This window comes from Pseudoxanthomonas sp., assembly GCF_002863005.1.
Classification (GTDB): Bacteria; Pseudomonadota; Gammaproteobacteria; order Xanthomonadales; family Xanthomonadaceae; genus Pseudoxanthomonas_A.
Genome location: NZ_PKDG01000044.1, coordinates 46,475 through 67,137, shown reverse-complemented (window position 1 = coordinate 67,137; position 20,663 = coordinate 46,475). Strand labels below are relative to the sequence as shown.

Annotated in this window: 21 protein-coding genes; 14 read left to right on the top strand and 7 right to left on the bottom strand. The window is 65.7% G+C overall.

The genetic code is table 11. The annotated features are described in order from the left end of the window. Position 1 precedes the first annotated feature (1 nt). The 4 genes from CYU89_RS15380 to ykgO all read right to left on the bottom strand — a co-directional run bounded on the left by CYU89_RS15380 (position 2) and on the right by ykgO (position 2,711). A complete protein-coding gene (locus CYU89_RS15380; RefSeq protein ID WP_296282351.1) occupies positions 2-967 on the bottom strand; it encodes an aldo/keto reductase in 966 nt (321 codons plus the stop codon). A gap of 125 nt (positions 968-1,092) precedes the next feature. Beyond that, positions 1,093-2,124, bottom strand: coding sequence for an agmatine deiminase family protein (locus CYU89_RS15375; RefSeq protein ID WP_296282349.1), 1,032 nt, complete (start codon positions 2,122-2,124; stop codon positions 1,093-1,095). A 26-nt stretch (positions 2,125-2,150) separates the two neighbouring features. After that, entirely contained in the window at positions 2,151-2,477 is a 327-nt protein-coding gene (locus tag CYU89_RS15370) for a hypothetical protein (RefSeq protein WP_296282347.1), read from the bottom strand. Positions 2,478-2,585: 108 nt separating this feature from the next. Further along, positions 2,586-2,711 carry a type B 50S ribosomal protein L36 gene (gene ykgO, locus CYU89_RS15365; protein WP_010342887.1) on the bottom strand — a complete coding sequence of 42 codons (126 nt, stop codon included), beginning with the start codon at positions 2,709-2,711 and terminating at the stop codon, positions 2,586-2,588. A gap of 162 nt (positions 2,712-2,873) precedes the next feature. Here ykgO and cmk point away from each other — a divergent pair, with 162 nt between their 5' ends. From cmk to CYU89_RS15315, 10 genes are all read left to right on the top strand, one after another. Next, a complete protein-coding gene (gene cmk, locus CYU89_RS15360) occupies positions 2,874-3,551 on the top strand; it encodes a (d)CMP kinase (RefSeq protein WP_296282345.1) in 678 nt (225 codons plus the stop codon). 151 nt (positions 3,552-3,702) lie between these two features. After that, positions 3,703-5,394 (top strand): 30S ribosomal protein S1, encoded by a 1,692-nt coding sequence (gene rpsA, locus CYU89_RS15355; RefSeq protein ID WP_192267958.1) that lies wholly within the window; start codon positions 3,703-3,705, stop codon positions 5,392-5,394. Between the two features lie 97 nt (positions 5,395-5,491). Then, positions 5,492-5,797, top strand: a complete 306-nt coding sequence (locus CYU89_RS15350; protein ID WP_296282341.1) for an integration host factor subunit beta — start codon at positions 5,492-5,494, stop codon at positions 5,795-5,797. A 71-nt stretch (positions 5,798-5,868) separates the two neighbouring features. After that, positions 5,869-6,156, top strand: a complete 288-nt coding sequence (locus CYU89_RS15345) for a lipopolysaccharide assembly protein LapA domain-containing protein (protein ID WP_296282340.1) — start codon at positions 5,869-5,871, stop codon at positions 6,154-6,156. Between the two features lie 4 nt (positions 6,157-6,160). Further along, positions 6,161-7,339 carry a lipopolysaccharide assembly protein LapB gene (gene lapB / locus CYU89_RS15340; protein ID WP_296282339.1) on the top strand — a complete coding sequence of 393 codons (1,179 nt, stop codon included), beginning with the start codon at positions 6,161-6,163 and terminating at the stop codon, positions 7,337-7,339. Continuing rightward, on the top strand, positions 7,339-8,310 hold the full coding sequence (locus CYU89_RS15335) for a lipopolysaccharide biosynthesis protein (protein ID WP_296282337.1): 972 nt from the start codon (positions 7,339-7,341) through the stop codon (positions 8,308-8,310). The genes lapB and CYU89_RS15335 overlap by 1 nt, the downstream gene beginning before the upstream one ends. 18 nt (positions 8,311-8,328) lie before the next feature. Beyond that, positions 8,329-10,242, top strand: coding sequence for a nucleoside-diphosphate sugar epimerase/dehydratase (locus CYU89_RS15330; RefSeq protein WP_296282336.1), 1,914 nt, complete (start codon positions 8,329-8,331; stop codon positions 10,240-10,242). Then, a complete protein-coding gene (gene galU / locus CYU89_RS15325; RefSeq protein ID WP_296282334.1) occupies positions 10,239-11,141 on the top strand; it encodes a UTP--glucose-1-phosphate uridylyltransferase GalU in 903 nt (300 codons plus the stop codon). The genes CYU89_RS15330 and galU overlap by 4 nt, the downstream gene beginning before the upstream one ends. Before the next feature lie 32 nt (positions 11,142-11,173). Then, on the top strand, positions 11,174-12,469 hold the full coding sequence (locus CYU89_RS15320) for an FAD-binding oxidoreductase (protein ID WP_296282333.1): 1,296 nt from the start codon (positions 11,174-11,176) through the stop codon (positions 12,467-12,469). Further along, entirely contained in the window at positions 12,466-12,810 is a 345-nt protein-coding gene (locus tag CYU89_RS15315; RefSeq protein WP_296282332.1) for a tRNA-binding protein, read from the top strand. Before CYU89_RS15320 ends, CYU89_RS15315 begins: the two co-directional genes overlap by 4 nt. 66 nt (positions 12,811-12,876) lie before the next feature. On the opposite strand, the gene CYU89_RS15310 is transcribed toward CYU89_RS15315, so the two are convergent. Genes CYU89_RS15310 through CYU89_RS15300 form a run of 3 tightly spaced genes read right to left on the bottom strand, consistent with a single transcriptional unit; the run spans position 12,877 to position 17,137 of the window. Further along, positions 12,877-14,082 carry an acetyl-CoA C-acyltransferase gene (locus CYU89_RS15310; RefSeq protein WP_296282330.1) on the bottom strand — a complete coding sequence of 402 codons (1,206 nt, stop codon included), beginning with the start codon at positions 14,080-14,082 and terminating at the stop codon, positions 12,877-12,879. Between the two features lie 26 nt (positions 14,083-14,108). Continuing rightward, the gene (locus CYU89_RS15305) at positions 14,109-16,481 is read right to left on the bottom strand and encodes a 3-hydroxyacyl-CoA dehydrogenase/enoyl-CoA hydratase family protein (RefSeq protein ID WP_296282328.1); all 2,373 of its coding nucleotides are present in this window, start codon (positions 16,479-16,481) and stop codon (positions 14,109-14,111) included. Positions 16,482-16,507: 26 nt separating this feature from the next. Then, positions 16,508-17,137, bottom strand: a complete 630-nt coding sequence (locus tag CYU89_RS15300; protein WP_296282326.1) for a TetR/AcrR family transcriptional regulator — start codon at positions 17,135-17,137, stop codon at positions 16,508-16,510. 219 nt (positions 17,138-17,356) lie between these two features. On the opposite strand from CYU89_RS15300, the gene ndk reads away from it, so the two are divergent. The 4 genes from ndk to CYU89_RS15280 are packed head-to-tail and all read left to right on the top strand — an operon-like array spanning position 17,357 to position 20,642. Then, entirely contained in the window at positions 17,357-17,782 is a 426-nt protein-coding gene (ndk, locus tag CYU89_RS15295) for a nucleoside-diphosphate kinase (RefSeq protein ID WP_162337947.1), read from the top strand. A 10-nt stretch (positions 17,783-17,792) separates the two neighbouring features. Continuing rightward, the gene (rlmN, locus tag CYU89_RS15290; RefSeq protein ID WP_296282322.1) at positions 17,793-19,016 is read left to right on the top strand and encodes a 23S rRNA (adenine(2503)-C(2))-methyltransferase RlmN; all 1,224 of its coding nucleotides are present in this window, start codon (positions 17,793-17,795) and stop codon (positions 19,014-19,016) included. Then, complete coding sequence (pilW, locus tag CYU89_RS15285; RefSeq protein ID WP_296282320.1) at positions 19,006-19,827, top strand: type IV pilus biogenesis/stability protein PilW; 822 nt, start codon at positions 19,006-19,008, stop codon at positions 19,825-19,827. The genes rlmN and pilW overlap by 11 nt, the downstream gene beginning before the upstream one ends. Further along, positions 19,824-20,642 carry a helix-turn-helix domain-containing protein gene (locus CYU89_RS15280; protein ID WP_296282318.1) on the top strand — a complete coding sequence of 273 codons (819 nt, stop codon included), beginning with the start codon at positions 19,824-19,826 and terminating at the stop codon, positions 20,640-20,642. Before pilW ends, CYU89_RS15280 begins: the two co-directional genes overlap by 4 nt. Positions 20,643-20,663 lie beyond the last annotated feature (21 nt).

The window sequence follows — 20,663 nt, the reverse complement described above, 5'->3', positions numbered from 1 at the left end:
CTCAGGCCACGGCAGCGATCAGGGCGTCGCGCTGGGCCGCGGTCAGGTCGGGACCCATGCCTGCCCTCAGGTTGTCGGTTTGCCGGTCCGGTTTGCCGGTGGCGGGAATGACGGCCGTCACGGCAGGGTGGCTGAGCGCGAACTTCAGGAACGCCTGTGCCCACGAGCCGATGCCTGCGTCGACCAGGGCCGCGGGGACGGACTTGTCCTTCACCTGCGCAAATAGCTTTCCGTCCTCGAACGCGCGGTTGATGAGGACGGCGACGCCCAAGTCCTGCGCCAGCGGCAGCACGCGCGTCTCCGCACCGCGGCTGATGACCGAGTAGTTGATCTGGAGGAAGTCCGGCTTCTCCGCCTGCACGACGTTGGCAAGCTCGTCCTGCGCGCGCTCGACGTAATGGGTGACGCCCACGTACTTCACCTTGCCCTGCGCCTTCAACTCGCGCGCCACGGCCATCTGCGTCTTCAGGTCGCCCAGGTTGTGGACCTGCAGCAGCGCGACCTTGTCGGTCTTCAGGCGACGCAGCGTGTCCTGGAACTGCGCGATACCCGCCGCGCGCCCGCTCACGCCGGACAATTTGGTGGCCAGCCAGGCCCTGCCGGTCAGGTTCTGCTCCGCCAGCAGCGCCCCCATCACGTCCTCGGCGACGCTGTAGGTGGGCGCGGTATCGATCAGGGTGGCGCCGGCGGCGAAGAACCGCTTCAGTACCTCGCGCAGCGGGTCCAGTTCCGCGGCGCTCTGGCCCACTTCAAAGCTGCCGGAGGTGCCCATGCCGATGACGGGGATGCGCTCGCCGGTCGACGGGATGGCACGGGTGTTCAGGGGCGCTGGTGCGGTCGGCGTCGTGGCCGATGCCGGCTTGGCCCCGCCCACGCCGCCGGCCTGTGCCGTATCGCGGCAGGCGGCCAGGCCCATGCCTGCCGTGGCCAGCGCGGTGCTTGTCAGGAACTTGCGTCGTGAATACACGGCCGTCTCCTAGCTCAAGGGGAAACGGTGGTTATCCGGGATCGTGTGAGGCGAGATGTAAACGAAGCGTTCAATCTGCGCCCAACTGATGTCACGGTGCCACGAACCGTGGCGCCTTCGCTCAGTCAGCCGATCAGTCCTGAAGGCAACTGCATGGTGATGCAGTGCAGGCTGCCGTTCTGCCAGATCAGCGCGCGGCACGGCACCTGCACGATCTCACGGTCTGGATACGCCTGCGCCAGGACTTCGGCGGCGATATCGTCGGCGGGGTCGCCGTAGGCCGGCATCAACACCGCGCCATTGATGATTAGATAGTTCGCGTACGACGCCGCCAGGCGACGCCCACCGTCGATCACGGGCTGTGCCCAAGGAAGCGGGAACGTGCGATAGGCATGGCCATCCGCCGTGCGCAGCGCGGCGATGTCTGTGGCCATGGCCTGCAGCTCGGCGAAATGCACGTCGCCGGCATCGTCGCACGCCTGGTAGACGATGGCATCGTCCGGTGCGAAGCGGGCGAGGGTATCGATGTGGGCGTCGGTGTCATCGCCCTCCAGATAGCCATGGTCCAGCCACAGCACGCGGTTCTGTCGCAGCCAGCCTGTCAACTTGGCGGTCAGCTCATCCCGAGACGCGGCAGGGTGGCGTTCGTGCAGGCATTGCCAAGTGGTGAGCAGGGTGCCTGCGCCATCCGTTTCGATAGCGCCACCTTCCAAAGCAAAATCAATACTTTGGACGAAATAATTGTGAAACAGTTGCATGCCGGACAACTCGCCGACCAGGCGATCGTCGCGACGGGCTTCGTACTTCCCGCCCCAGCCGGTGAAGCGGAAGTCGAGCAGCTTGAAACGGCCCCCGTCCCGCAGCGTGATGGGGCCGGAATCGCGCAGCCAGGTATCGTCGTACTCGGCCGGCACGAAGCGCACGTTCGCCATCTCCACGCGCGCGGAACGCAGCCGGGCCTCGGCATAGGTCTGCAGGTCGTCGTCTGCGACGCAGATCAGCACGGGCTGGAAACGGGTGATCGCGGCCACCAGGGCGACGTAGGTTTCCTCCACGTCGGCGAGGCGATCGGCCCAGTCGGTCTCGGCATGCGGCCAGGCGATCAGGATCGCGGACTGGGGCTCCCACTCCGCAGGAAAGCGATAGGCATCGGTCATCGGGTTGCAGGGCGCGCGGGCACCGGTCAGCGGATGGGAGGCTTGGGGCCGACTTCTTCGGCGGACGCCTTGTTGAGCACCACGTCGATGACGCGGCTCTTCTCGAAGTAAACGGTGAAACCTGGATAGACCCAGCGATGGATCACAGGCCACTGGCGCTTCTGTCCGCCCCGGGGTTCCAGCTTCTGCTGGGGCGTGCCGAAGCGGGCTTCGACGTCGGCGGCCGACTGCCCCCGCACGGGCGCGGCGGCAGGTTGTTCCTGGGCGCGTTCGATCAGCAGTGTATCGGCGGACACCGGGCCTGCGAGGCCGAGCATGGCGATCAACGGAAGTGCGAGGGCGCGACGGCTCATGGTGGAACTCCCCTGGATGATCTGCCTTTTATAACAAAAGGCAGGTAACAAAAAACCGCCCGAAGGCGGCTTTCCGTGCATTGCCGGCCGGAGCCGGCAGCGCCGTTCTCAGCGCTGGCGCGCCTTGAAACGGGGGTTGGACTTGCAGATCACGAAGACCTTGCCGCGGCGGCGGACCACCTTGCAGTCGCGGTGACGGGCCTTCGCCGACTTCAGGGAGGACAGGACCTTCATGAGTTGAAACCTCGGCGTAAAAGAATATGGGGTAAAGCGAAGCCCGCTATTCTAGCGGCAATTCCGCTGGGTTATCAAGCGGTTGCGGAGGGTGTCGGTGCGCCGTGCGTTCCGGGGCGTTCCAGGGGGCGCCATAATGAGCGGAAAACGCTTGGAGTTCCCATGTCCGATACCGCTCCCGTCCTCACCATCGATGGTCCCTCCGGGGCCGGCAAGGGTACCGTGAGCCGGCTCGCCGCGGCCCGGCTTGGCTGGCACTATCTCGATTCGGGCGCGCTGTATCGCGCCGTCGGCGTCGCGGCCAGTTGGGCGGACCTCGATATTTCGGATCCGGCCGCCCTGGTCAGGTGCGCCTTCGATACCCGGGTGAGCTTCCGGGAGTCGGAGCAGGGATTGAGGGTGATCGTCGACGATCTGGATGCCACCGACGAGCTTCGTCTTGAAACCACGGGCGCCCTCGCGTCCGCCATCGCCGCCATTCCCGAGGTCCGCTCGGCCCTGAAGGAGCGCCAGCGGGCGTTCCGGCAGATGCCGGGGCTGGTCGCCGATGGCCGGGACATGGGAACGGTGATCTTCCCGGATGCTCCCTACAAGGTCTTCCTGACGGCCAGTGCCGACGAACGGGCGGAAAGGCGGTATAAGCAGTTGAAAGACAAAGGGGTTTCCGTCACAATCGACGGTCTGCTTCGCGAGATCCTCGCCCGCGACGCCCGTGACGCCCAGCGCACGGTGGCGCCCCTGAGACCGGCCGACGACGCCGTCCTCATCGACACCACCGGCCTCGGCATCGACGCGGTCGTCGAGCGCGTGCTGGCCCTGGTGCCTGCGCGCGCAGGTTAGGTCCCGCGCTGCAGAAGGCTCGCGCCGCATCCGTGGCGCGTTTTTCCAACCACAACACTCACGGCCATACGCAATCCCGCGCCGGCCGACAACGGGTGGACCTTGTGCACGTCCGTGCGCAGGTCTGTTTCATCAACCGAGTATTTTTTCAATGACCGAATCATTTGCCGAACTGTTTGAACAGAGCCAGACCCAACTGGCCAAGCTGAAGCCGGGCGCCATCGTCACCGGCGTCGTCGTGGAAGTCCGCAACGACGTCGTGGTGATCAACGCCGGCCTGAAGTCCGAAGGCATCGTGCCGATCGAACAGTTCCGGAACGACGCCGGCGAAATCGACGTGGGCGTGGGCGACGAAGTGAAGGTGGCCCTCGACTCGATCGAGAACGGCTTCGGCGAAACCGTCCTCTCGCGCGAGAAGGCCAAGCGCGCCATGGTGTGGGACGAGCTGGAGCAGGCGCTGGAGAAGAACGAGACCATTACCGGCCGTATCAGCGGCAAGGTCAAGGGTGGTTTCACCGTCGACATCAAGGACGTCCGTGCGTTCCTGCCCGGCTCGCTGGTCGACGTGCGCCCCGTGCGCGACCCGGGCTACCTGGAAGGCAAGGAGCTGGAGTTCAAGCTCATCAAGCTGGATCGCAAGCGCAACAATGTGGTCGTCTCCCGCCGTGCGGTGGTCGAGAGCGAGCATTCGGAAGAGCGCGAGCAGCTGATGGACAAGCTGCAGGAAGGCGTGGTGCTGAAGGGTGTGGTCAAGAACCTCACCGACTACGGCGCGTTCGTCGACCTGGGCGGCATCGATGGCCTGCTGCACATCACCGACATGGCATGGAAGCGCGTGCGTCATCCTTCCGAAGTCGTGGAAGTCGGCCAGGAACTGGACGTCCGCGTGCTGAAGTACGACCGTGAGCGCAATCGCGTCTCGCTGGGCCTGAAGCAGCTGGGCGAGGATCCGTGGGACAACATCGCGCGTCGTTACCCGGCCAACAGCCGCGTGTTCGGCAAGGTCTCCAACGTCACCGATTACGGCGCGTTCGTCGAGATCGAGCCGGGCGTCGAAGGCCTGGTGCACGTATCCGAGATGGATTGGACCAACAAGAACGTCAACCCGTCCAAGGTCGTGCAGGTCGGCGACGAAGTCGAAGTGATGGTGCTGGACGTGGACGAAGAGCGTCGCCGCATCTCGCTGGGCATGAAGCAGGTCGCCGCCAATCCGTGGGAGACCTTCGCGGCCACCCACAAGAAGAACGACAAGGTGTCCGGCCAGATCAAGTCGATCACCGACTTCGGCATCTTCATCGGCCTGGACGGTGGCATCGACGGCCTGATCCACCTGTCGGACATTAGCTGGAACACCACCGGCGAAGACATCGTGCGCAACTTCAAGAAGGGCGACACGCTGGAAGCCGTGGTGCTGGCCGTGGACCCGGAGCGCGAGCGGATCAGCCTGGGCGTGAAGCAGCTTGAGCAGGATCCGTTCGGCCAGTACATGGCGGCGCATCCGAAGGGCTCGAAGGTCGAAGGTACAGTGAAGGAAGTGGACGCCAAGGGCGCCACGGTCGAACTGGCCGACGGCATCGAAGGCTACGTGATGGCGCGCGACATCAGCTACGACCGCGTGGACGATGCCAGCCAGCACCTGAAGGTCGGCGACAAGGTCGAAGCCAAGTTCATCGGCATGGACCGCAAGGGCCGCACGCTGCAGCTGTCGATCAAGGCGAAGGACGAAGCCGAGACGGCCGAAGCGCTGGCCGAGTACAACAAGTCGGCCGCCGAAGCCTCCACCGGTACCACCAGCCTGGGCGCGCTGCTGCGTGCACAGCTGGACGGTGGCAAGTCCGAGTAAGCGGCTCGCGCCGTTGCACGACCCTCAGCAGTAACGTTCCCCGCCGGCCCGGAAATCCCGGGCCGGCGCGGGCACATCCGCCCGAATTCCGCACGCGATGACCAAATCCGAACTCATCGAGATCCTCAGCCGCCGCCAGCCGCACCTCAAGGCCGAGGATGTGGATCTGGCCGTCAAGGCACTGCTGGAGATGATGGGTGGCGCCCTGTCGCAGGGCGACCGCATCGAGATCCGCGGCTTCGGAAGCTTTTCGCTGCACTATCGTCCGCCGCGCATGGGCCGCAACCCCAAGACGGGCGAATCGGTCGCGCTGCCGGCCAAGCACGTTCCCCACTTCAAGCCGGGCAAGGAGCTGCGCGAACGCGTCAGCGACGTCACCCCGATCGAAGAGGCGGGGGAGTAGCACGTCGCCGGGCACGTGTCGTAGCCTGCCGACTCCGTTAAGCTAGGCGCCGTCCTGCAAGGAGTCGCCTGATGAACATGTTCCGCCTGGTCGTCGCTCTGTTGTTCCTGGCCTATGGACTCATCATCGGTATGCTCAATACGCAGCCGATCACGCTGAAACTCCTGTTCACAGAATTCCAGACGTCGTCCGGCGTGGGCATCATGCTGTCCCTCCTGCTCGGCGTCGTGGTTGGCGGGCTCATCGTGCTCGCCACCCTGGTATGGCCGCTGTACGCGAAGCTCAGGAAGGCGACCCGCGCCCAGCCCCCCGTGACGAATGCAGCGGGAACGTCGTTGCCCCCGGATGGCGGTGCCTGAGCCCATGGCGTTCCTCACCGAATGGTTCTGGTTCTTCCTTTTCCTGCCGCTGGCCGCGCTCAGCGGCTGGATCATCGGTCGACGCGGTGGCCAGCGGCATGGCGACACCCAGGTCAGCCGCCTGTCCAGCACCTATTTCCGTGGCCTCAATTACCTGCTCAACGAACAGCCCGACAAGGCGATCGAGCTGTTCCTGCACATCGCTGAGCTGGACAAGGAAACGTTCGAGACCCAGGTCGCATTGGGGCACCTGTTCCGCAGGCGGGGCGAAGTCGATCGCGCCATCCGCCTTCACCAGGGACTCGTACAGCGTGCCGACCTGAGTGATGCGCAGCGCGTCCAGGCGTTGCTGGCCCTGGGTGAGGACTACATGCGGTCCGGCCTGCTGGATCGTGCCGAAACCGTCTTTACCGACCTGGCCCGGATCGACCAGCGCGCGCCGCAGGCGCTCAAGCACCTGATCGGCATCTACCAGGCAGAACGCGACTGGGAGAAGGCGATCGACAACGCGCGTCGCTACGAGGAAGTCACTGCGGAACCGATGGGAAAGCTGATCGCCCAGTTCGAGTGCGAACTCGCCGAGCGGCATCGCACGGCGAACAACATCGACGATGCCCGGGCCGCGGTCGCCCGCGCGTACCAGGCCGATGCGGGCAGCGTGCGTGCCGGCATCATCGAAGGGCGTATCGAAACCGATGCAGGCAATGCCGAAGCCGCCATCCGCGCGTTCGAGCGTGCCGCCCGCCATGACGCCGATTACCTGCCGGAGGTCCTGCCCAGCCTGCTGGAAAGTTACGACCAGGTAGGCGACCTGTCCGGCGCGCGCGCTTTCCTCTCGGAGATGTGCGAGCACTACCGTGGCATCGCGCCGGTTCTCGCATTGACGAAGCTCGTCGAACGCCAGGAGGGCGTCGCCGCCGCGCGCGCCTACCTGGCGCGCCAGCTGAAGGATCGGCCGTCGGTCCGCGGCGAGGCGTCGCTGATCGACCTGACGCTGGCCGAGGGCGCCGACCCCGCGGCCACGTTGCACGACCTGAAGCACATCACCGACCAGTTGCTGGTACGCAATCCGAGCTACCGCTGCACGCGCTGCGGGTTCGGCGCCCGCACGCACCACTGGCAATGCCCCAGCTGCAAGGAATGGGGCACGGTCAAGCCCTTGTTGAACTACGCGGTGGTCTGATGGGGGACCTGTTCGTCTGGCTGGCCCTGCCCGCGCTGGGCGCGGCCATCGCCACGTGGTGGGCGCGCCGCTATGCGCTGCGTGGCAACCTGATGGACCAGCCGGGAGAGCGTCGCAGCCATGCGGTGGCCACGCCTCGCGGGGGGGGCATCGCGATCGTGCTGGTCGTGTTCGCCGCGGGTGTCTACTTGGCTTGGCAGTCGGCGTCCCTGGGCGCGTTGTGGATCGGCTTCCTGCCGGGGTTGCTGATCGTGGCCGGTATCGGGTGGTGGGACGACCATCGTCCGCTGTCGCCCTGGTTACGCCTGGCGGTGCAGGCGATTGCGGCCGCGATGCTCGCGGTTGGCGTGGCGTGGCAGTCCGGCCATTGGCTTCCTGCGGTGATCGTGTTCGGATCAGCGATGGTGCTGGTCAACGTCTGGAACTTCATGGACGGCATCAATGGCCTGGCGACGAGTCAGGCCGCCATTGCCGCAGTGGCGTACGCCGGCCTGTTGGCAGGGGAATGGCGGTGGCTGGCGCTGGCCCTGCTCGCGGGTTGTCTGGGCTTCCTGCCTTTCAACTTCCCCAGCGCCCGCATTTTTCTGGGGGATGTGGGGAGCGGTGCGTTGGGTTACGCATTGGCGGGGCTGGCCGCGGCGGCGCTCATCGCGTTGCCCCCTGTGAGCGCCCCCCTCCTGCTATTGCCGCTGTGCGCCTTTCTCGTCGACGCGGGCTTCACGCTGATGGGGCGCATGCTGCGCGGCGAGCGGTGGTGGACGCCGCATGTCGGGCACCTGTATCAACAGGCGGCGCGGCGATATGGACATACGGCTGTCACCACGGTTTACATGGCGTTCGGTGGCGTTAGCTTATTGTTAAGCTATGCGCTGTCAGGGTCGGTCACTTCGGCGCCTGTCCTCGCCTTCATCATGCTGTACGCGCTGGGCGGGGCACTTTGGTTTTCATTGCGCCGGGGATGGCGCGATTAGTATCAGGAGAGGGAACTGATGGAATCCTGGCGGGACCGACTGAGCGGCTTCATGCCGCGCGCCCTCGTGGCGGCACATGACCTGGCCATGGTGTGGCTGTGCTGGCAGGTCCTGCATCGATTCCGTTACGCCATGTTGGCGCACGCCCCCGACTTCCCCCTGTGGTCCAACGAAATCGCGGTCGTCCTGCTGGCTCAGGGTGCTGTTTTCTGGTGGATGGGGCTGTACCGGGGCCTGTGGCGTTTTGCCAGCCTGCCGGACCTCTGGAACATCGTGAAGGCGTGCGCGCTGGGATTCCTGGGCGTGGTGCTGGGCCTGTTCTTCTACAACCGTTTCGGCTCCACGCCGCGCGCCGTGCTGGGCTTCTATCCTTTTGCCCTCGTGGGATTCCTCGGTCTGCCCCGCCTGGCTTATCGCGCCTGGAAGGACAGCCAGGTCCAGCGCAGCAACGAGAGCGCCTCGCGCGTCCTGGTCCTGGGGGCGGGGCGGGCCGGCGAGGCGCTGGTCCGCGAACTCCGCCGGACCGGTGTCTACCATCCGGTGGCGTTCCTGGATGATGCAGCGCGGCTCCATGGCTCCAAATTGCTCGGCATCCCGGTACTGGGTGGCCTGGAGAATGCAGCGGCGGTCGCGCGGGAAACGGCGGCGCGGATGCTGGTGATCGCCATGCCGTCCCTGGATGCACCGTCCATGCAGCGCGTGGTCGCGATCTGCGAGAGCACCGGTTTGCCGTTCCGCATGGTGCCCCGTCTGGTGAATGTCCTGGAAGGCCAGTCCATGCCGGGTGACCTCAAGGAAGTGGCGATCGAGGACCTGCTGGGCCGCAAGTCCGTCACGCCCGACTGGAAGCTGATCCGGGGCTGGCTGGGGGGACGGACGGTCATGGTGACCGGCGCCGGTGGCTCCATCGGTTCGGAGCTCTGCCGCCAGTGCGCCCGACACGGTGCCCAGCGGATTGCGCTGGTCGAGATCGACGAACTCGCGCTCATCACCATCCAGGGCGATCTGCGGCGCGCCTTTCCCGATCTCGAAGTGTTGCCGGTGCTCGGCAACTGCGGAGATCCCGCGGTCATCGCGCACGCCTTGCGCGTGGCGGAACCCGATGCGGTCTTCCATGCCGCGGCCTACAAGCAAGTGCCCTTGCTGGAAGGGCATCTGCGGGAAGCCATCGGCAACAATGTGCTGGCGACCGAAACCGTGGCGCGCGCCTGCCGCGAGGCGGGCGTGGGCACCTTCGTGCTGATCTCGACGGACAAGGCGGTGGATCCGGTCAACGTGCTCGGCGCGACCAAGCGGCTGGCCGAGATGGCCTGCCAGGCGCTGGATGATGCGCGTTCCACCACGCGCTACGTCACCGTCCGCTTCGGCAACGTGCTGGATTCCGCCGGCAGCGTGGTGCCCCTGTTCCGCGAGCAGATCCGCAAGGGCGGACCGGTCACCGTGACCGATCCCGACGTCACGCGCTATTTCATGACGATCCCGGAGGCCTGCCAGCTGATCCTGCAGGCGGCGTCGGGTGCGGCGCATGCATCCATCTATACCCTGGACATGGGCGATCCGGTGCCGATTCGCCTGCTGGCCGAACAGATGATCCGACTGGCGGGCAAGCAGCCGGGACGGGATATCGCCATCGTCTACACCGGCCTGCGTCCCGGCGAGAAGCTGCACGAGACGCTGTTCCACGCGGATGAGCGCTACCAGCCCACTTCCCACTCGAAGATCATGAAGGCGCTGGCGCGCGACGTGTCGCCTGAATTCCTCGATCTGGCGATACAGCGCCTGCGCGCCGCGCATGCGCGCTACGACACCGCCGAGCTGGGTGAAGTGCTGCGCGTGGCCGTGCCCGAGTTCGCCCCGCTGTCAAACGAACAGGACGAAGCGTCGGCTAATATCGTGGTATTCCCAGGCCGCGACGCGCGCAGGACCCGATGACCCGAGCCCGAATCCGAAAGGCCGTGTTCCCCGTGGCGGGGCTCGGCACCCGCTTCCTGCCCGCCACCAAGACCGTGCCCAAGGAAATGCTGCCGATCATCGATCGGCCGTTGATCCAGTACGCCGTGGACGAAGCGATCGAGGCCGGGTGCGACACGCTGGTCTTCGTCACGAACCGTTACAAGCATGCGGTCGCCGATTACTTCGACAAGGCCTACGAACTCGAGCAGAAGCTGGAGCGCGCAGGCAAGGCCGAGCAACTGGAGCTGGTGCGCAACGTGCTGCCGCCGCACGTCCGCGCCGTCTTCGTCACGCAGGCCGAAGCGCTGGGACTGGGGCATGCGGTGTTGTGTGCCAAGCCCATCATCGGCGACGAGCCTTTCGCCGTGCTGCTGCCGGACGATCTGATCTGGAATCGCGGCCCGGGCGCGCTCAAGCAGATGGCCGATGCCGCGGAGGCGAGCGGAAGCAGCGTCATCGCGGTGCAGGACGTGCCGCGGGAGCAGACCGGCAGCTATGGCATCGTGGCGACCGACGCCTTCTCGGGACGGGAGGGGCGCATCAGCGCCATTGTCGAGAAGCCCAAGCCCGATGTCGCGCCCAGTACGCTGGCCGTCGTGGGCCGGTATGTGCTCGATGCGCGCATCTTCTCCCTGCTGGAGAGCACGACGCCCGGCGCGGGTGGCGAAATACAGCTGACCGACGCCATCGCCGCGCTGCTGGCCGAGAAGCCGGTCCATGCGTACCGTTTCCAGGGCACGCGGTTCGATTGCGGTACGCACATCGGCCTTATCGAAGCCACCATCCGTTATGCGCTCGACCACGAAAAGCTCAGCGACGCGGCGCGTGACACCATGCAGCGCGCGTTGAACGAGCTCGGCGTTCGGGATCTGGGCTGACCGTACTCAAGGGGTATCGGGAGACGGGCACGGTGCTTTCGGCCGGCAATTACTACGCGGCGACCGCGGGCTCGCCCCCGCCGTTGCCGACGTTGGGCTCGCGCACAGAGGCCTCGGTCTGCGTGATCGGGGCCGGCTTCGCAGGACTCAACACGGCCCTGGGCCTTGCCGAGCGCGGCACGGAGAATGTCGTGTTGCTGGAAGCGGACACCCCGGCCTTCGGTGCGTCCGGGCGCAACGGCGGCTTTGTGTTTGCAGGCTTTTCCCGTGGCGAAGCCTCACTGGTGCGCGACCTGGGCCAGGCACGCGCGAAAGCGCTCTACGCCGGCACCACCGGGGCGGTGGAGCTGATTCGCAGACGCATGGTGCGTCACGGGATCGAATGCGACGACACGCAGGCCGGCATCATCTGGGCGAACTGGTTCCGCGACCAGAATGTACTGAAGCAGCGTCAGGAATTGCTGGCGCAGGCATTCGGACGTGACTGGCAATGGCGGGATCGTGACCAGGTACGCCGCGACCTTTTGACGGACCGGTACCACGATGCCCTGTTCGAACCGCAGGCGTTCCACTTCCATCCGTTGAAGTACGCGAACGGGCTCGTACGGGTGGCGACGGCGCAAGGCGTCTCGATCTTCGCCCGGTCGCCCGCGACATCGCTTGAGCGCGCCGGTGAGGGTTGGCGCATCACCACGCCGTCGGGCAGCGTCGAGGCCCGGCATGTCGTGCTGGCATGCGGCGGCTATCTCGCGGGCCTGCATCGCCAGGTCGATGCAGGCGTGCTGCCGATCGCCACGTACGTGATGGTCACCGCGCCGCTGGGCGCGCGCATGGACGAGGCGATGCGCACGCGCGCCGCGGTCTACGACACCCGCTTCGCATTCGATTATTACCGGCCGTTGCCGGACTCACGCTTGTTGTGGGGAGGCCGCATCTCGGTCCTGGACCGTTCGCCCCACGCGGTGAAACGCCTGCTGTACCGCGACATGCTCAAGGTATTCCCACAGCTCGATGGCGTCGAGGTCGACTACGCGTGGTCGGGGCTGATGAGCTACGCCCGTCACGAGATGCCGCAGATCGGTCAGGTGGAACCCGCTCTGTGGGTCGCGCAGGCCTTCGGGGGGCATGGTGTGGCGCCCACCACGCTCGCAGGCGAGCTGATTGCCGCTGCCATCGCGGAAGGCGACGAGCGCTGGCGCTCCTTCTCCCGCTACGGACTCGTGTCTGCCATGAAGCCTGCCGGCTTCCTGGGAGCCCAGCTGAGTTACTGGTGGGCGGAGGCGAAGGACGCCTGGAAGGCCCGCCGTGAAAAGGCGACTGAGGCATGAGTGCGCCGGAAGACGTCATCGGCTTGGATGACTTCATGCGTGTGCACCTGTGCGCGGGAACCGTGCTGCGGGTCGAGCCGTTTCCCGAAGCGCGCAAACCCGCGTGGAAGGTATGGGTCGACTTCGGCCCCCACGGTGTGAAGAAGACCAGCGCGCAGATCAGGGGTCTGTATGCGCCCGAAGACCTCGCGGGACGACAGATCGTCGGTGTCATCAATTTCCCGCCCAAGCAGATCGGGCCGTTCTCCTCGGAATTCCTGTTGACGGGATTCCCGACCGACGAGGGCGTGGTGGTGACGACGATCGAGCGCCCGGTGCCGGATGGAGCCCGCATGGCATGAGCGTGCTTCGCGGCAAAGAAATGGCGCCTTGCGGCGCCATTTCCATTTCTGCCTTGAAGACACGGCTTACAGCGATTCGAAGATCCCGGCTGCACCCATGCCCGTACCGATGCACATGGTGACCATGCCGTACTTCTTCTGGTGGCGACGCATGCCGTGCACGATCGTTGCGGTGCGGATGGCGCCGGTGGCACCCAGCGGATGGCCCAGGGCGATCGCGCCGCCGAGAGGGTTGATCTTCGAGGCATCCAGTTCGCTGTCACGGATCACGGCCAGTGCCTGCGCGGCAAAGGCTTCGTTGAGTTCGATCCAGTCCAACTGGTCCTTGGTCAGGCCTGCCTGCTTCAGGGCTTTCGGAATCGCCGCTATCGGGCCGATGCCCATCACTTCCGGGCGCACGCCGGCGACCGAGAAGCTGACGAAGCGTGCCAGCGGAGTCAGGCCGTAATCCTTGATCGCCTGCTCGGAGGCGAGCAGCACGCCGGCTGCACCGTCGCTCATCTGCGACGACGTGCCCGCGGTGACGGTGCCGCCGAACTGCGGGTTGCGGAACACGGTACGCAGCTTCGCCAGGCCCTCCAGCGAAGTATCGGCGCGCGGGCCCTCGTCCTGTTCGACCAGCAGCTTCTTCAGGCGCACCGTGTTGCCGGCGAGGTCTGGCTGGCGCGAGATCACCTCATAGGCGCTGATCTCGTCCCGGAACTCGCCCGCGGCCTGCGCTGTCAGGGCCTTCTGGTGCGAAGCCACGGCAAACGCATCCTGGTCTTCGCGCGAGATCTTCCATTCCTCGGCCACTTTCTCGGCGGTGATGCCCATGCCGTAGGCGATGGCCACGTGGTCGTTGTCGAACACGCTGGGCGCCATGGCGATCTTGTTGCCCATCATCGGCACCATGCTCATGCTCTCGGTACCGCCGGCGAGCATCAGGTCGGCGTTGCCGAGCCGGATCTGGTCCGCCGCCATCGCCACGGCCTGCAGGCCGGACGAGCAGAAGCGGTTGATGGTCTGCGCAGCGATCGTGTTCGGCAGGCCTGCCAACAGCAGGCCGATGCGCGCCACGTTCATGCCTTGCTCGGCCTCCGGCATCGCGCAGCCGATGATCGCGTCGTCGATGCGATTGACGTCGATGCCCGGCGCCTGCGCCACGACCGACTTCAGCACGTGCGCCAGCATGTCGTCCGGGCGGGTGTTGCGGAACACGCCCTTGGGCGCCTTGCCGACCGGCGTGCGGGTGGCGGCGACGATATAGGCTTCTTGTACTTGCTTGCTCATGTCTCGGTGTCCTGTGTCGTCGTCGGTCAATTACGCAGCGGCTTGCCGGTCTTCAGCATGTGCGCGATGCGGGCCTGGGTCTTTTCCTGCTGGGCCAGTTCGACGAAGTGCTTGCGTTCCAGCGTGAGCAGCCACTCCTCGTCGACCACAGCGCCGCGATCCACTTCGCCCCCGCACAGCACGGTGGCGATGCGAACCGCGATCTCGTAGTCGTAAGGGCTGATGAAGCGGCCTTCCAGCATGTTCACCAGCATCATCTTGAAGGTGGCGATGCCGACGTCGCCGGCCACCTGGATGCGGCGGGCGGGCAGGGGCGGGCGGTAGCCGGTCTCGGCCAGCGCCAGCGCTTCCTGCTTGGCGATGTGGAGCAGCTCGTAGGCATTGAAGGCGACCTTGTCGCCCGCGCGCATCAGGCCCAGTTCCTTGGCCTCGACGGCGGAGGCGGAGACCTTGGCCATTGCGATGGTTTCGAAGGTCTTCTTCAATTCGGCGAAGACGTCGCCGCCCGGACCGGCGGCTTGCGACGCCCGTACGGCGAGTTCCTTCAGGCCACCGCCGGCGGGCAGCAGACCCACGCCCGCTTCGACCAGGCCGATGTAGCTTTCGAGGTGCGCCACGGTGCGCGCACTGTGCATCTGGAATTCGCAGCCACCGCCCAGGGCGAGACCACGCACGGCGGCCACGACCGGCACCAGCGAGTACTTGATGGCCTGGCTGGTGGCCTGGAAGTTGGCCACCATCGCTTCGAACTCGGCGATCTTGCCGGCCTGCAGGGCGCCCAGCGCACCGGCCAGATCGGCGCCGGCGGAGAAGGGCTCCTTCGGCTGCCAGATCACCAGGCCCTTGAAGCGACGCTCGGCGATCGCGACCGATTCCTGCACACCGGCCAGCACCGCGTCGGACACGGTGTGCATCTTGGTCTTGAAGCTGATCACGCCGATGCCGTCGCCGTCGGTCCACAGGCGGACACCGTCATTCTCGAAGACGGTCTCGCCCTGCGGGAACACTTCGCCCAGCAGCGGATCCGGGAAACGCTGGCGCTGGTACACCGGCAGGGCGGAGCGCGGGAGCTTGGCATTCTTCGCGGGGCTGTAGCTGCCTTCGGGGGCGTGCACGCCCTCGCGTCCGTCGAACACCCAGTTCGGCAGCGGGGCGCTGCTCATGGCCTTGCCGGCCACGATGTCGTCGGCGATCCACTGGGCGATCTGTTTCCAACCGGCGGCCTGCCAGGTCTCGAACGGCCCCAGCGACCAGCCGTAGCCCCAGCGGATGGCCAGGTCGACGTCGCGCGCAGTCTCGGCAATGTCGGCGAGGTGGTAGGCGCTGTAGTGGAACAGGTCCCGGAACACCGCCCAAAGGAACTGCGCCTGCGGGTGCTGGCTCTCGCGCAGCTTCGCGAACTTCTCGGCCGGGTTCTTGATCTTCAGTATCTCGACCACCTCCGGCGCCGCGGTGCGGTCGGACGCGCGGTAGTCCTGCTTCTCCAGGTCGAGGACCACGATGTCCTTGCCGACCTTGCGGAAGATGCCGGCACCGGTCTTCTGGCCCAGCGCGCCCTTGGCGATCAGGGCCTCGAGCCACTTCGGGGACTTGAAGTAGGCGTGCCACGGATCGTCCGGCAGCGTATCGGCCATGGTCTTGATGACGTGGGCCATGGTGTCCAGTCCGACGACATCCGAGGTGCGATAGGTCGCCGACTTCGGCCGGCCGATCAGCGGACCGGTGACCGCGTCCACTTCGTCGAAGCCCAGCTTGAACTCACCGGTGTGGTGGGCCGTGGCCAGGATCGAGAACACGCCAATGCGGTTGCCGATGAAGTTCGGGGTGTCCTTGGCGTACACGACGCCCTTGCCGAGGGTGGTGGTGAGGAAGGTCTCGAGGCCTTCCAGCACCGAGGCGTCGGTGGACTTCGCCGGAATCAGCTCGGCCAGGTGCATGTAGCGGGGCGGGTTGAAGAAATGCACGCCACAGAAGCGATGGCGGAGTTGTTCGGGAAGGACTTCCGCCAGCTTGTTGATGCCCAGGCCCGAGGTGTTGCTGGCCAGGACGGCGTGGTCGGCCACGAACGGCGCGATCTTCCTGTACAGGTCCTGCTTCCAGTCCATGCGTTCGGCGATCGCTTCGATGATCAGGTCGCAGCCCTTGAGGTGCTCCAGGCCGGTCTCATAGTTCGCAGGGGTGATCGCTTCCGCCAGCGACTTGCTGGCGAGAGGCGCGGGGCTGAGCTTGGCCAGGTTGGCGATCGCTTTCTGCACGATGCCGTCGGGATGGCCGTCCTTGGCGGGCAGGTCGAACAGCACGGTGTCGACGCCGGCATTGGTCAGGTGCGCGGCGATCTGGGCGCCCATCACGCCGGCGCCCAGCACGGCCGCCTTGCGAACTAGCAGGGGTTTGGACATGGAATTTCCTCGGATTGCAGGGGGTGTCAGGTGTGGTCGGCGCGCAGGCCGGCCTCGGCGAAGCGGATGAGTTCGCGGGCGGCGCGTTCACGATGCGCCGCCTCGGTCACGCCCGTGGGGCGCTTGATCAGGCCGAAATCGGCCATGGCGTAGGTCAGGGCGCCGGAGAAGAAGTCCAATCGCCAGTACAGCTCTTCCTTGCTCAGGCCCGGCACGCAGGCGGCGATGGCCTTGCCGAATTCACGCAACACGTGGCCGTAATGATCGGAAAGGAACTTTCGCAGGCCATCGTTCTTCTCGGCGTAGGCGCGGGCGATCACGCGCACGAAGGCCCCGCCGCCGTGGCGGTCTTGGGCGAGGGCCAGGGCGGGTTCGACGAACGCCGCCAGGATGGGCTCCAGTGCACCCGGGTGCTCGACGAGCGCTTTTTCCAGCAGCGTCAGGCGCGCGGCGGTCATGTCGTCCATGCGGCGGCGGAAGACCTCATTGACCAGGTTCTCCTTGCTGCCGAAATGGTAGTTGACCGCGGCGATATTGACGTCCGCGCGGCTGGTGACCTGCCGCAGGGACGTGCCTGCGAACCCGTGCTGGGCGAACAGCTCTTCCGCTGCGCCCAGGATCCGCTCCTTGGTGGAAAAATGCGTGGTGCCGCCCATGACGCCTCCGGGACTGAATCAAACGCTTGTTTGACTCATTGTCGGCGGGGCGCCCCGGGCTGTCATGCTGCGTGGCAGCAATTCCTGCCCGGGCGGCTGCAAGCCGCGGCCGGATACGTTAGAATCTCGCTACGCTTTCTGGTCTAAGCCCGCGTTTCGACGCGGGTTTTTCATGTTAACCTCGGGTCTTCAGTGGCCCGCCCAACGGAGATAATCCCCATGGCGCTGGAGCGCACCCTGTCGATCGTCAAGCCCGATGCCGTCGCCAAGAACGTCATCGGCGAAATCTATGCCCGTTTCGAAAAGAACGGCCTCAAGATTGTCGCCTCGAAGATGAAGCACCTGTCGCGTCGTGAAGCGGAAGGCTTCTACGCCGTCCACCGCGAGCGTCCGTTCTTCAACGCGCTGGTCGAATTCATGATCTCCGGCCCGGTCGCCATCCAGGTGCTGGAAGGCGAGAACGCCGTTCTGAAGCATCGCGACATCCTCGGCGCGACCAATCCGAAGGACGCTGCGCCGGGCACGATCCGCGCCGACTTCGCCGATTCGATCGACGCCAATGCCGCGCACGGTTCGGACTCGGTCGAGAACGCCAACATCGAGATCGCATACTTCTTCGCCGCCACTGAAGTGTTTTCGCGCTGAGCGACATGCGATGAGCAGCCACGAACTGCCGCCGATCGAGTTGAAACTGGCCACGGACGCTCCGTCCGTGGCCATCGGCGTGCCCGTGTCTGCGAAGCAGAACCTGATGGATCTTGACCGCGAAGGACTGGAACAGTTCTTCGTCGGCAAGCTCGGCGAGCAGAAGTTCCGCGCGCACCAGGTGATGAAATGGATCCACCATCGGTACGTCACCGATTTCGATCAGATGACCGATCTCGGCAAGAACCTGCGCGCGAAACTGCAGGAACATGCCGAGGTCGTCGTACCGCAGGTGGTGTTCGACAAGCCCTCGTCGGATGGCACACACAAGTGGCTGCTGGGTATGGGCGTGGATGGCAAGAACGCCGTCGAAACCGTCTATATCCCCGACAAGAACCGCGGCACGCTGTGCGTTTCGTCGCAGGTGGGCTGTGGCCTCAACTGTACGTTCTGCTCGACGGCCACGCAGGGCTTCAACCGCAACCTCACCACCGCCGAGATCATCGGCCAGGTATGGGTGACGGCGCGGCATCTGGGCAACGTGCCTGCGCAGAACCGTCGCCTCACCAACGTCGTGATGATGGGGATGGGCGAGCCGCTGCTGAATTTCGACAACGTCGTGCGCGCGATGAACATCATGCGCGACGACCTGGGTTATGGCTTGGCGAGCAAGCGCGTTACGCTCTCGACGTCCGGCCTGGTGCCTATGATCGATCGTCTGTCCACCGAAACCGACGTTTCGCTGGCCGTCTCGCTGCATGCGCCCAACGATGCGCTGCGTGAACAGCTGGTGCCGCTCAACAGGAAGTACCCGATCGCCGAGCTGATGGCGTCCTGTGTGCGCTACCTGCGTGCGAACAAGAAGCGCGATTCGGTGACGTTCGAATACACCCTGATGAAAGGCGTGAACGACCAGCCCGAACACGCGCGCCAGCTCGCGCAGCTGATGCGCAAGTTCAGCAACGCCGCGCAGTTGAAGGACGCCGGCAAGGTCAATCTCATCCCGTTCAATCCATTCCCCGGAACGCGCTACGAGCGCGCGCCGGAAGAAGACATCCGTGCGTTCCAGAAGCTGCTGCTCGACGCGCAGGTGCTGACGATGGTGCGCAGGACGCGCGGCGACGACATCGACGCCGCCTGCGGTCAGCTGAAGGGGCAGGTGATGGATCGCACGCGCCGCCAAGCCGAGTTCCGGCGCCAGTTGCAGGAACAGGGCATCGACGATGCGGCATAAGGCGCTCTGCCTGCTGCTGATTCCCATCCTGCTAGCGACCGCCTGCAGCCGCCTGACCTTCGTTCGCCCGAAAGGCAAGATGGGCCAGTTGGCGGGTCAGGAAGAGGTAGAGGACTATGAGGTTCGGGACAGTCCCGAGGTCAAGCGCCGCCAAGCGGTTCACACGATCCTTGCCCGTTCGATGCAACGGTTGCAGGCAGGCGAGTTCGAGGCTGCCGGGAAGGAAGCCCGCGCCGCGCTGAAGCTCGATCCGGGTTCGGCGGATGCGCTTACCCTCCTGGCCGTGAGCGAGGATCGCCAAGGGCGCCTGCAGAGTGCAGGGGAGCTCTATCGGCGTGCGGCTGACGTGGCGCCCCGCGATGGGTCGACACAGAACAACTATGGCACTTGGCTGTGCGCCAACGGATTTGCGGCGGAGTCGCTCGTCTGGTTCGATCGTGCGGTCCAGGCGCCCGGCTATGCGACGCCGGCCGCCGCACTGGCGAACGCCGGAAGCTGCGCGCTGAAGGCGGGCCAAGTGGAGCGCGCGTCGCGCGACCTGCGTCAATCGCTGGCCATGGATTCCGCGAACGCCGTGTCGCTGGAAGCCATGGCCGAGCTCGAGTTCCGTCGCCAGCAGTACCTGTCGGCCCGCGCGTTCGTGGAGCGCAGGCTTGCGGCTGGCCCGGCCAGCCCGGCGGTGTTGAAACTCGCATCACAAATTGAAGAAAGACTCGGCGACAAGGCCGCTGCCAGTCGATATGTTCAGCGGATTCGGGCGGAGTTCCCCGACGCGCAGGACGTCAATTCTGGGGGAAATGCAGGGCCATGATGCAATCGGTAGTCGGGGATGTGTCTCCGTCGCAGGGGTGCGGCGAGGCGTTGAAGCAGGCACGCGAGCAGGCCGGCCTGTCGGTTCAGGAGGCCAGTACGCGGCTCAAGATGCCGGTGAAGGTGCTTCAGGCGCTCGAGGCCGGCCAGTGGGAGCAGTCCGGTGGCGCGGTGTTCGTGCGCGGGCAATTGCGCAGCTATGGCCGACTTCTGAAGGTGGACGTCGAGCCGTTCCTGCAGCAGGCGGACGCCGTGGTATCCAGGCCGGCCGAACTGGTCAGCCATTCGCATACGCCCCGCGTCCAGTACGTGTTCGAGAGTTTCAAGCGGCGTGCCGTCTATGTCGTGCTGACCCTGGTGATCGCCACCCCGGTGTGGATGGCGCTGCGACCCACCGCGGGGCCTGGCCCCGATGCGGCAACGGCCTCGCTGGATGTCGTTCCGGCGTCCAACCGCTCCGGTGAAGCAGGCGCAGAGGTTTCTGCGCCCGCCAGTCGGCCGCAGGCTGCGCCTTATGTCGCGTCCCTGACTCCGGTGCCGCGCGCTACGCCATCGTGGTTGACCTTGACGTTCAAGGGCGACAGCTGGGTGGAAGTGAATGCACCCGACGGTCGCAAGGTCGAGCACGCATTGCTGCGTGCGGGCGAAGAGCGTCGTTATGCACAGGGCGAAGTCGGGCGAGTAAAACTGGGCGACGCGACGGCGGTCGAGGTTCAGCAAGCCGGGAGTACGGTGGACTTGGCGCCGTACCAGCGAGCGAACGTTGCACGCTTTACGGTATCCTCTGAGGGTTCCCTGGCGCCGGTCGTTGACTGACCCGCGTGCGGGTCTGTCCAA

What these genes read in the sequence shown, in the direction of transcription:
- CYU89_RS15300 (WP_296282326.1), bottom strand. Translation starts at nt 17,137, where the DNA reads ATGGGCGGCACCACGCATTTTTCCACCAAGGAGCGGATCCTGGGCGCA.
- CYU89_RS15280 (WP_296282318.1), top strand. Translation starts at nt 19,824, where the DNA reads ATGATGCAATCGGTAGTCGGGGATGTGTCTCCGTCGCAGGGGTGCGGC.
- CYU89_RS15315 (WP_296282332.1), top strand. Translation starts at nt 12,466, where the DNA reads ATGAGTGCGCCGGAAGACGTCATCGGCTTGGATGACTTCATGCGTGTG.
- cmk (WP_296282345.1), top strand. Translation starts at nt 2,874, where the DNA reads ATGTCCGATACCGCTCCCGTCCTCACCATCGATGGTCCCTCCGGGGCC.
- ykgO (WP_010342887.1), bottom strand. Translation starts at nt 2,711, where the DNA reads ATGAAGGTCCTGTCCTCCCTGAAGTCGGCGAAGGCCCGTCACCGCGAC.
- lapB (WP_296282339.1), top strand. Translation starts at nt 6,161, where the DNA reads ATGGCGTTCCTCACCGAATGGTTCTGGTTCTTCCTTTTCCTGCCGCTG.
- galU (WP_296282334.1), top strand. Translation starts at nt 10,239, where the DNA reads ATGACCCGAGCCCGAATCCGAAAGGCCGTGTTCCCCGTGGCGGGGCTC.
- CYU89_RS15335 (WP_296282337.1), top strand. Translation starts at nt 7,339, where the DNA reads ATGGGGGACCTGTTCGTCTGGCTGGCCCTGCCCGCGCTGGGCGCGGCC.
- rlmN (WP_296282322.1), top strand. Translation starts at nt 17,793, where the DNA reads ATGAGCAGCCACGAACTGCCGCCGATCGAGTTGAAACTGGCCACGGAC.
- CYU89_RS15330 (WP_296282336.1), top strand. Translation starts at nt 8,329, where the DNA reads ATGGAATCCTGGCGGGACCGACTGAGCGGCTTCATGCCGCGCGCCCTC.
- CYU89_RS15310 (WP_296282330.1), bottom strand. Translation starts at nt 14,082, where the DNA reads ATGAGCAAGCAAGTACAAGAAGCCTATATCGTCGCCGCCACCCGCACG.
- ndk (WP_162337947.1), top strand. Translation starts at nt 17,357, where the DNA reads ATGGCGCTGGAGCGCACCCTGTCGATCGTCAAGCCCGATGCCGTCGCC.
- rpsA (WP_192267958.1), top strand. Translation starts at nt 3,703, where the DNA reads ATGACCGAATCATTTGCCGAACTGTTTGAACAGAGCCAGACCCAACTG.
- pilW (WP_296282320.1), top strand. Translation starts at nt 19,006, where the DNA reads ATGCGGCATAAGGCGCTCTGCCTGCTGCTGATTCCCATCCTGCTAGCG.
- CYU89_RS15350 (WP_296282341.1), top strand. Translation starts at nt 5,492, where the DNA reads ATGACCAAATCCGAACTCATCGAGATCCTCAGCCGCCGCCAGCCGCAC.
- CYU89_RS15370 (WP_296282347.1), bottom strand. Translation starts at nt 2,477, where the DNA reads ATGAGCCGTCGCGCCCTCGCACTTCCGTTGATCGCCATGCTCGGCCTC.
- CYU89_RS15305 (WP_296282328.1), bottom strand. Translation starts at nt 16,481, where the DNA reads ATGTCCAAACCCCTGCTAGTTCGCAAGGCGGCCGTGCTGGGCGCCGGC.
- CYU89_RS15375 (WP_296282349.1), bottom strand. Translation starts at nt 2,124, where the DNA reads ATGACCGATGCCTATCGCTTTCCTGCGGAGTGGGAGCCCCAGTCCGCG.
- CYU89_RS15345 (WP_296282340.1), top strand. Translation starts at nt 5,869, where the DNA reads ATGAACATGTTCCGCCTGGTCGTCGCTCTGTTGTTCCTGGCCTATGGA.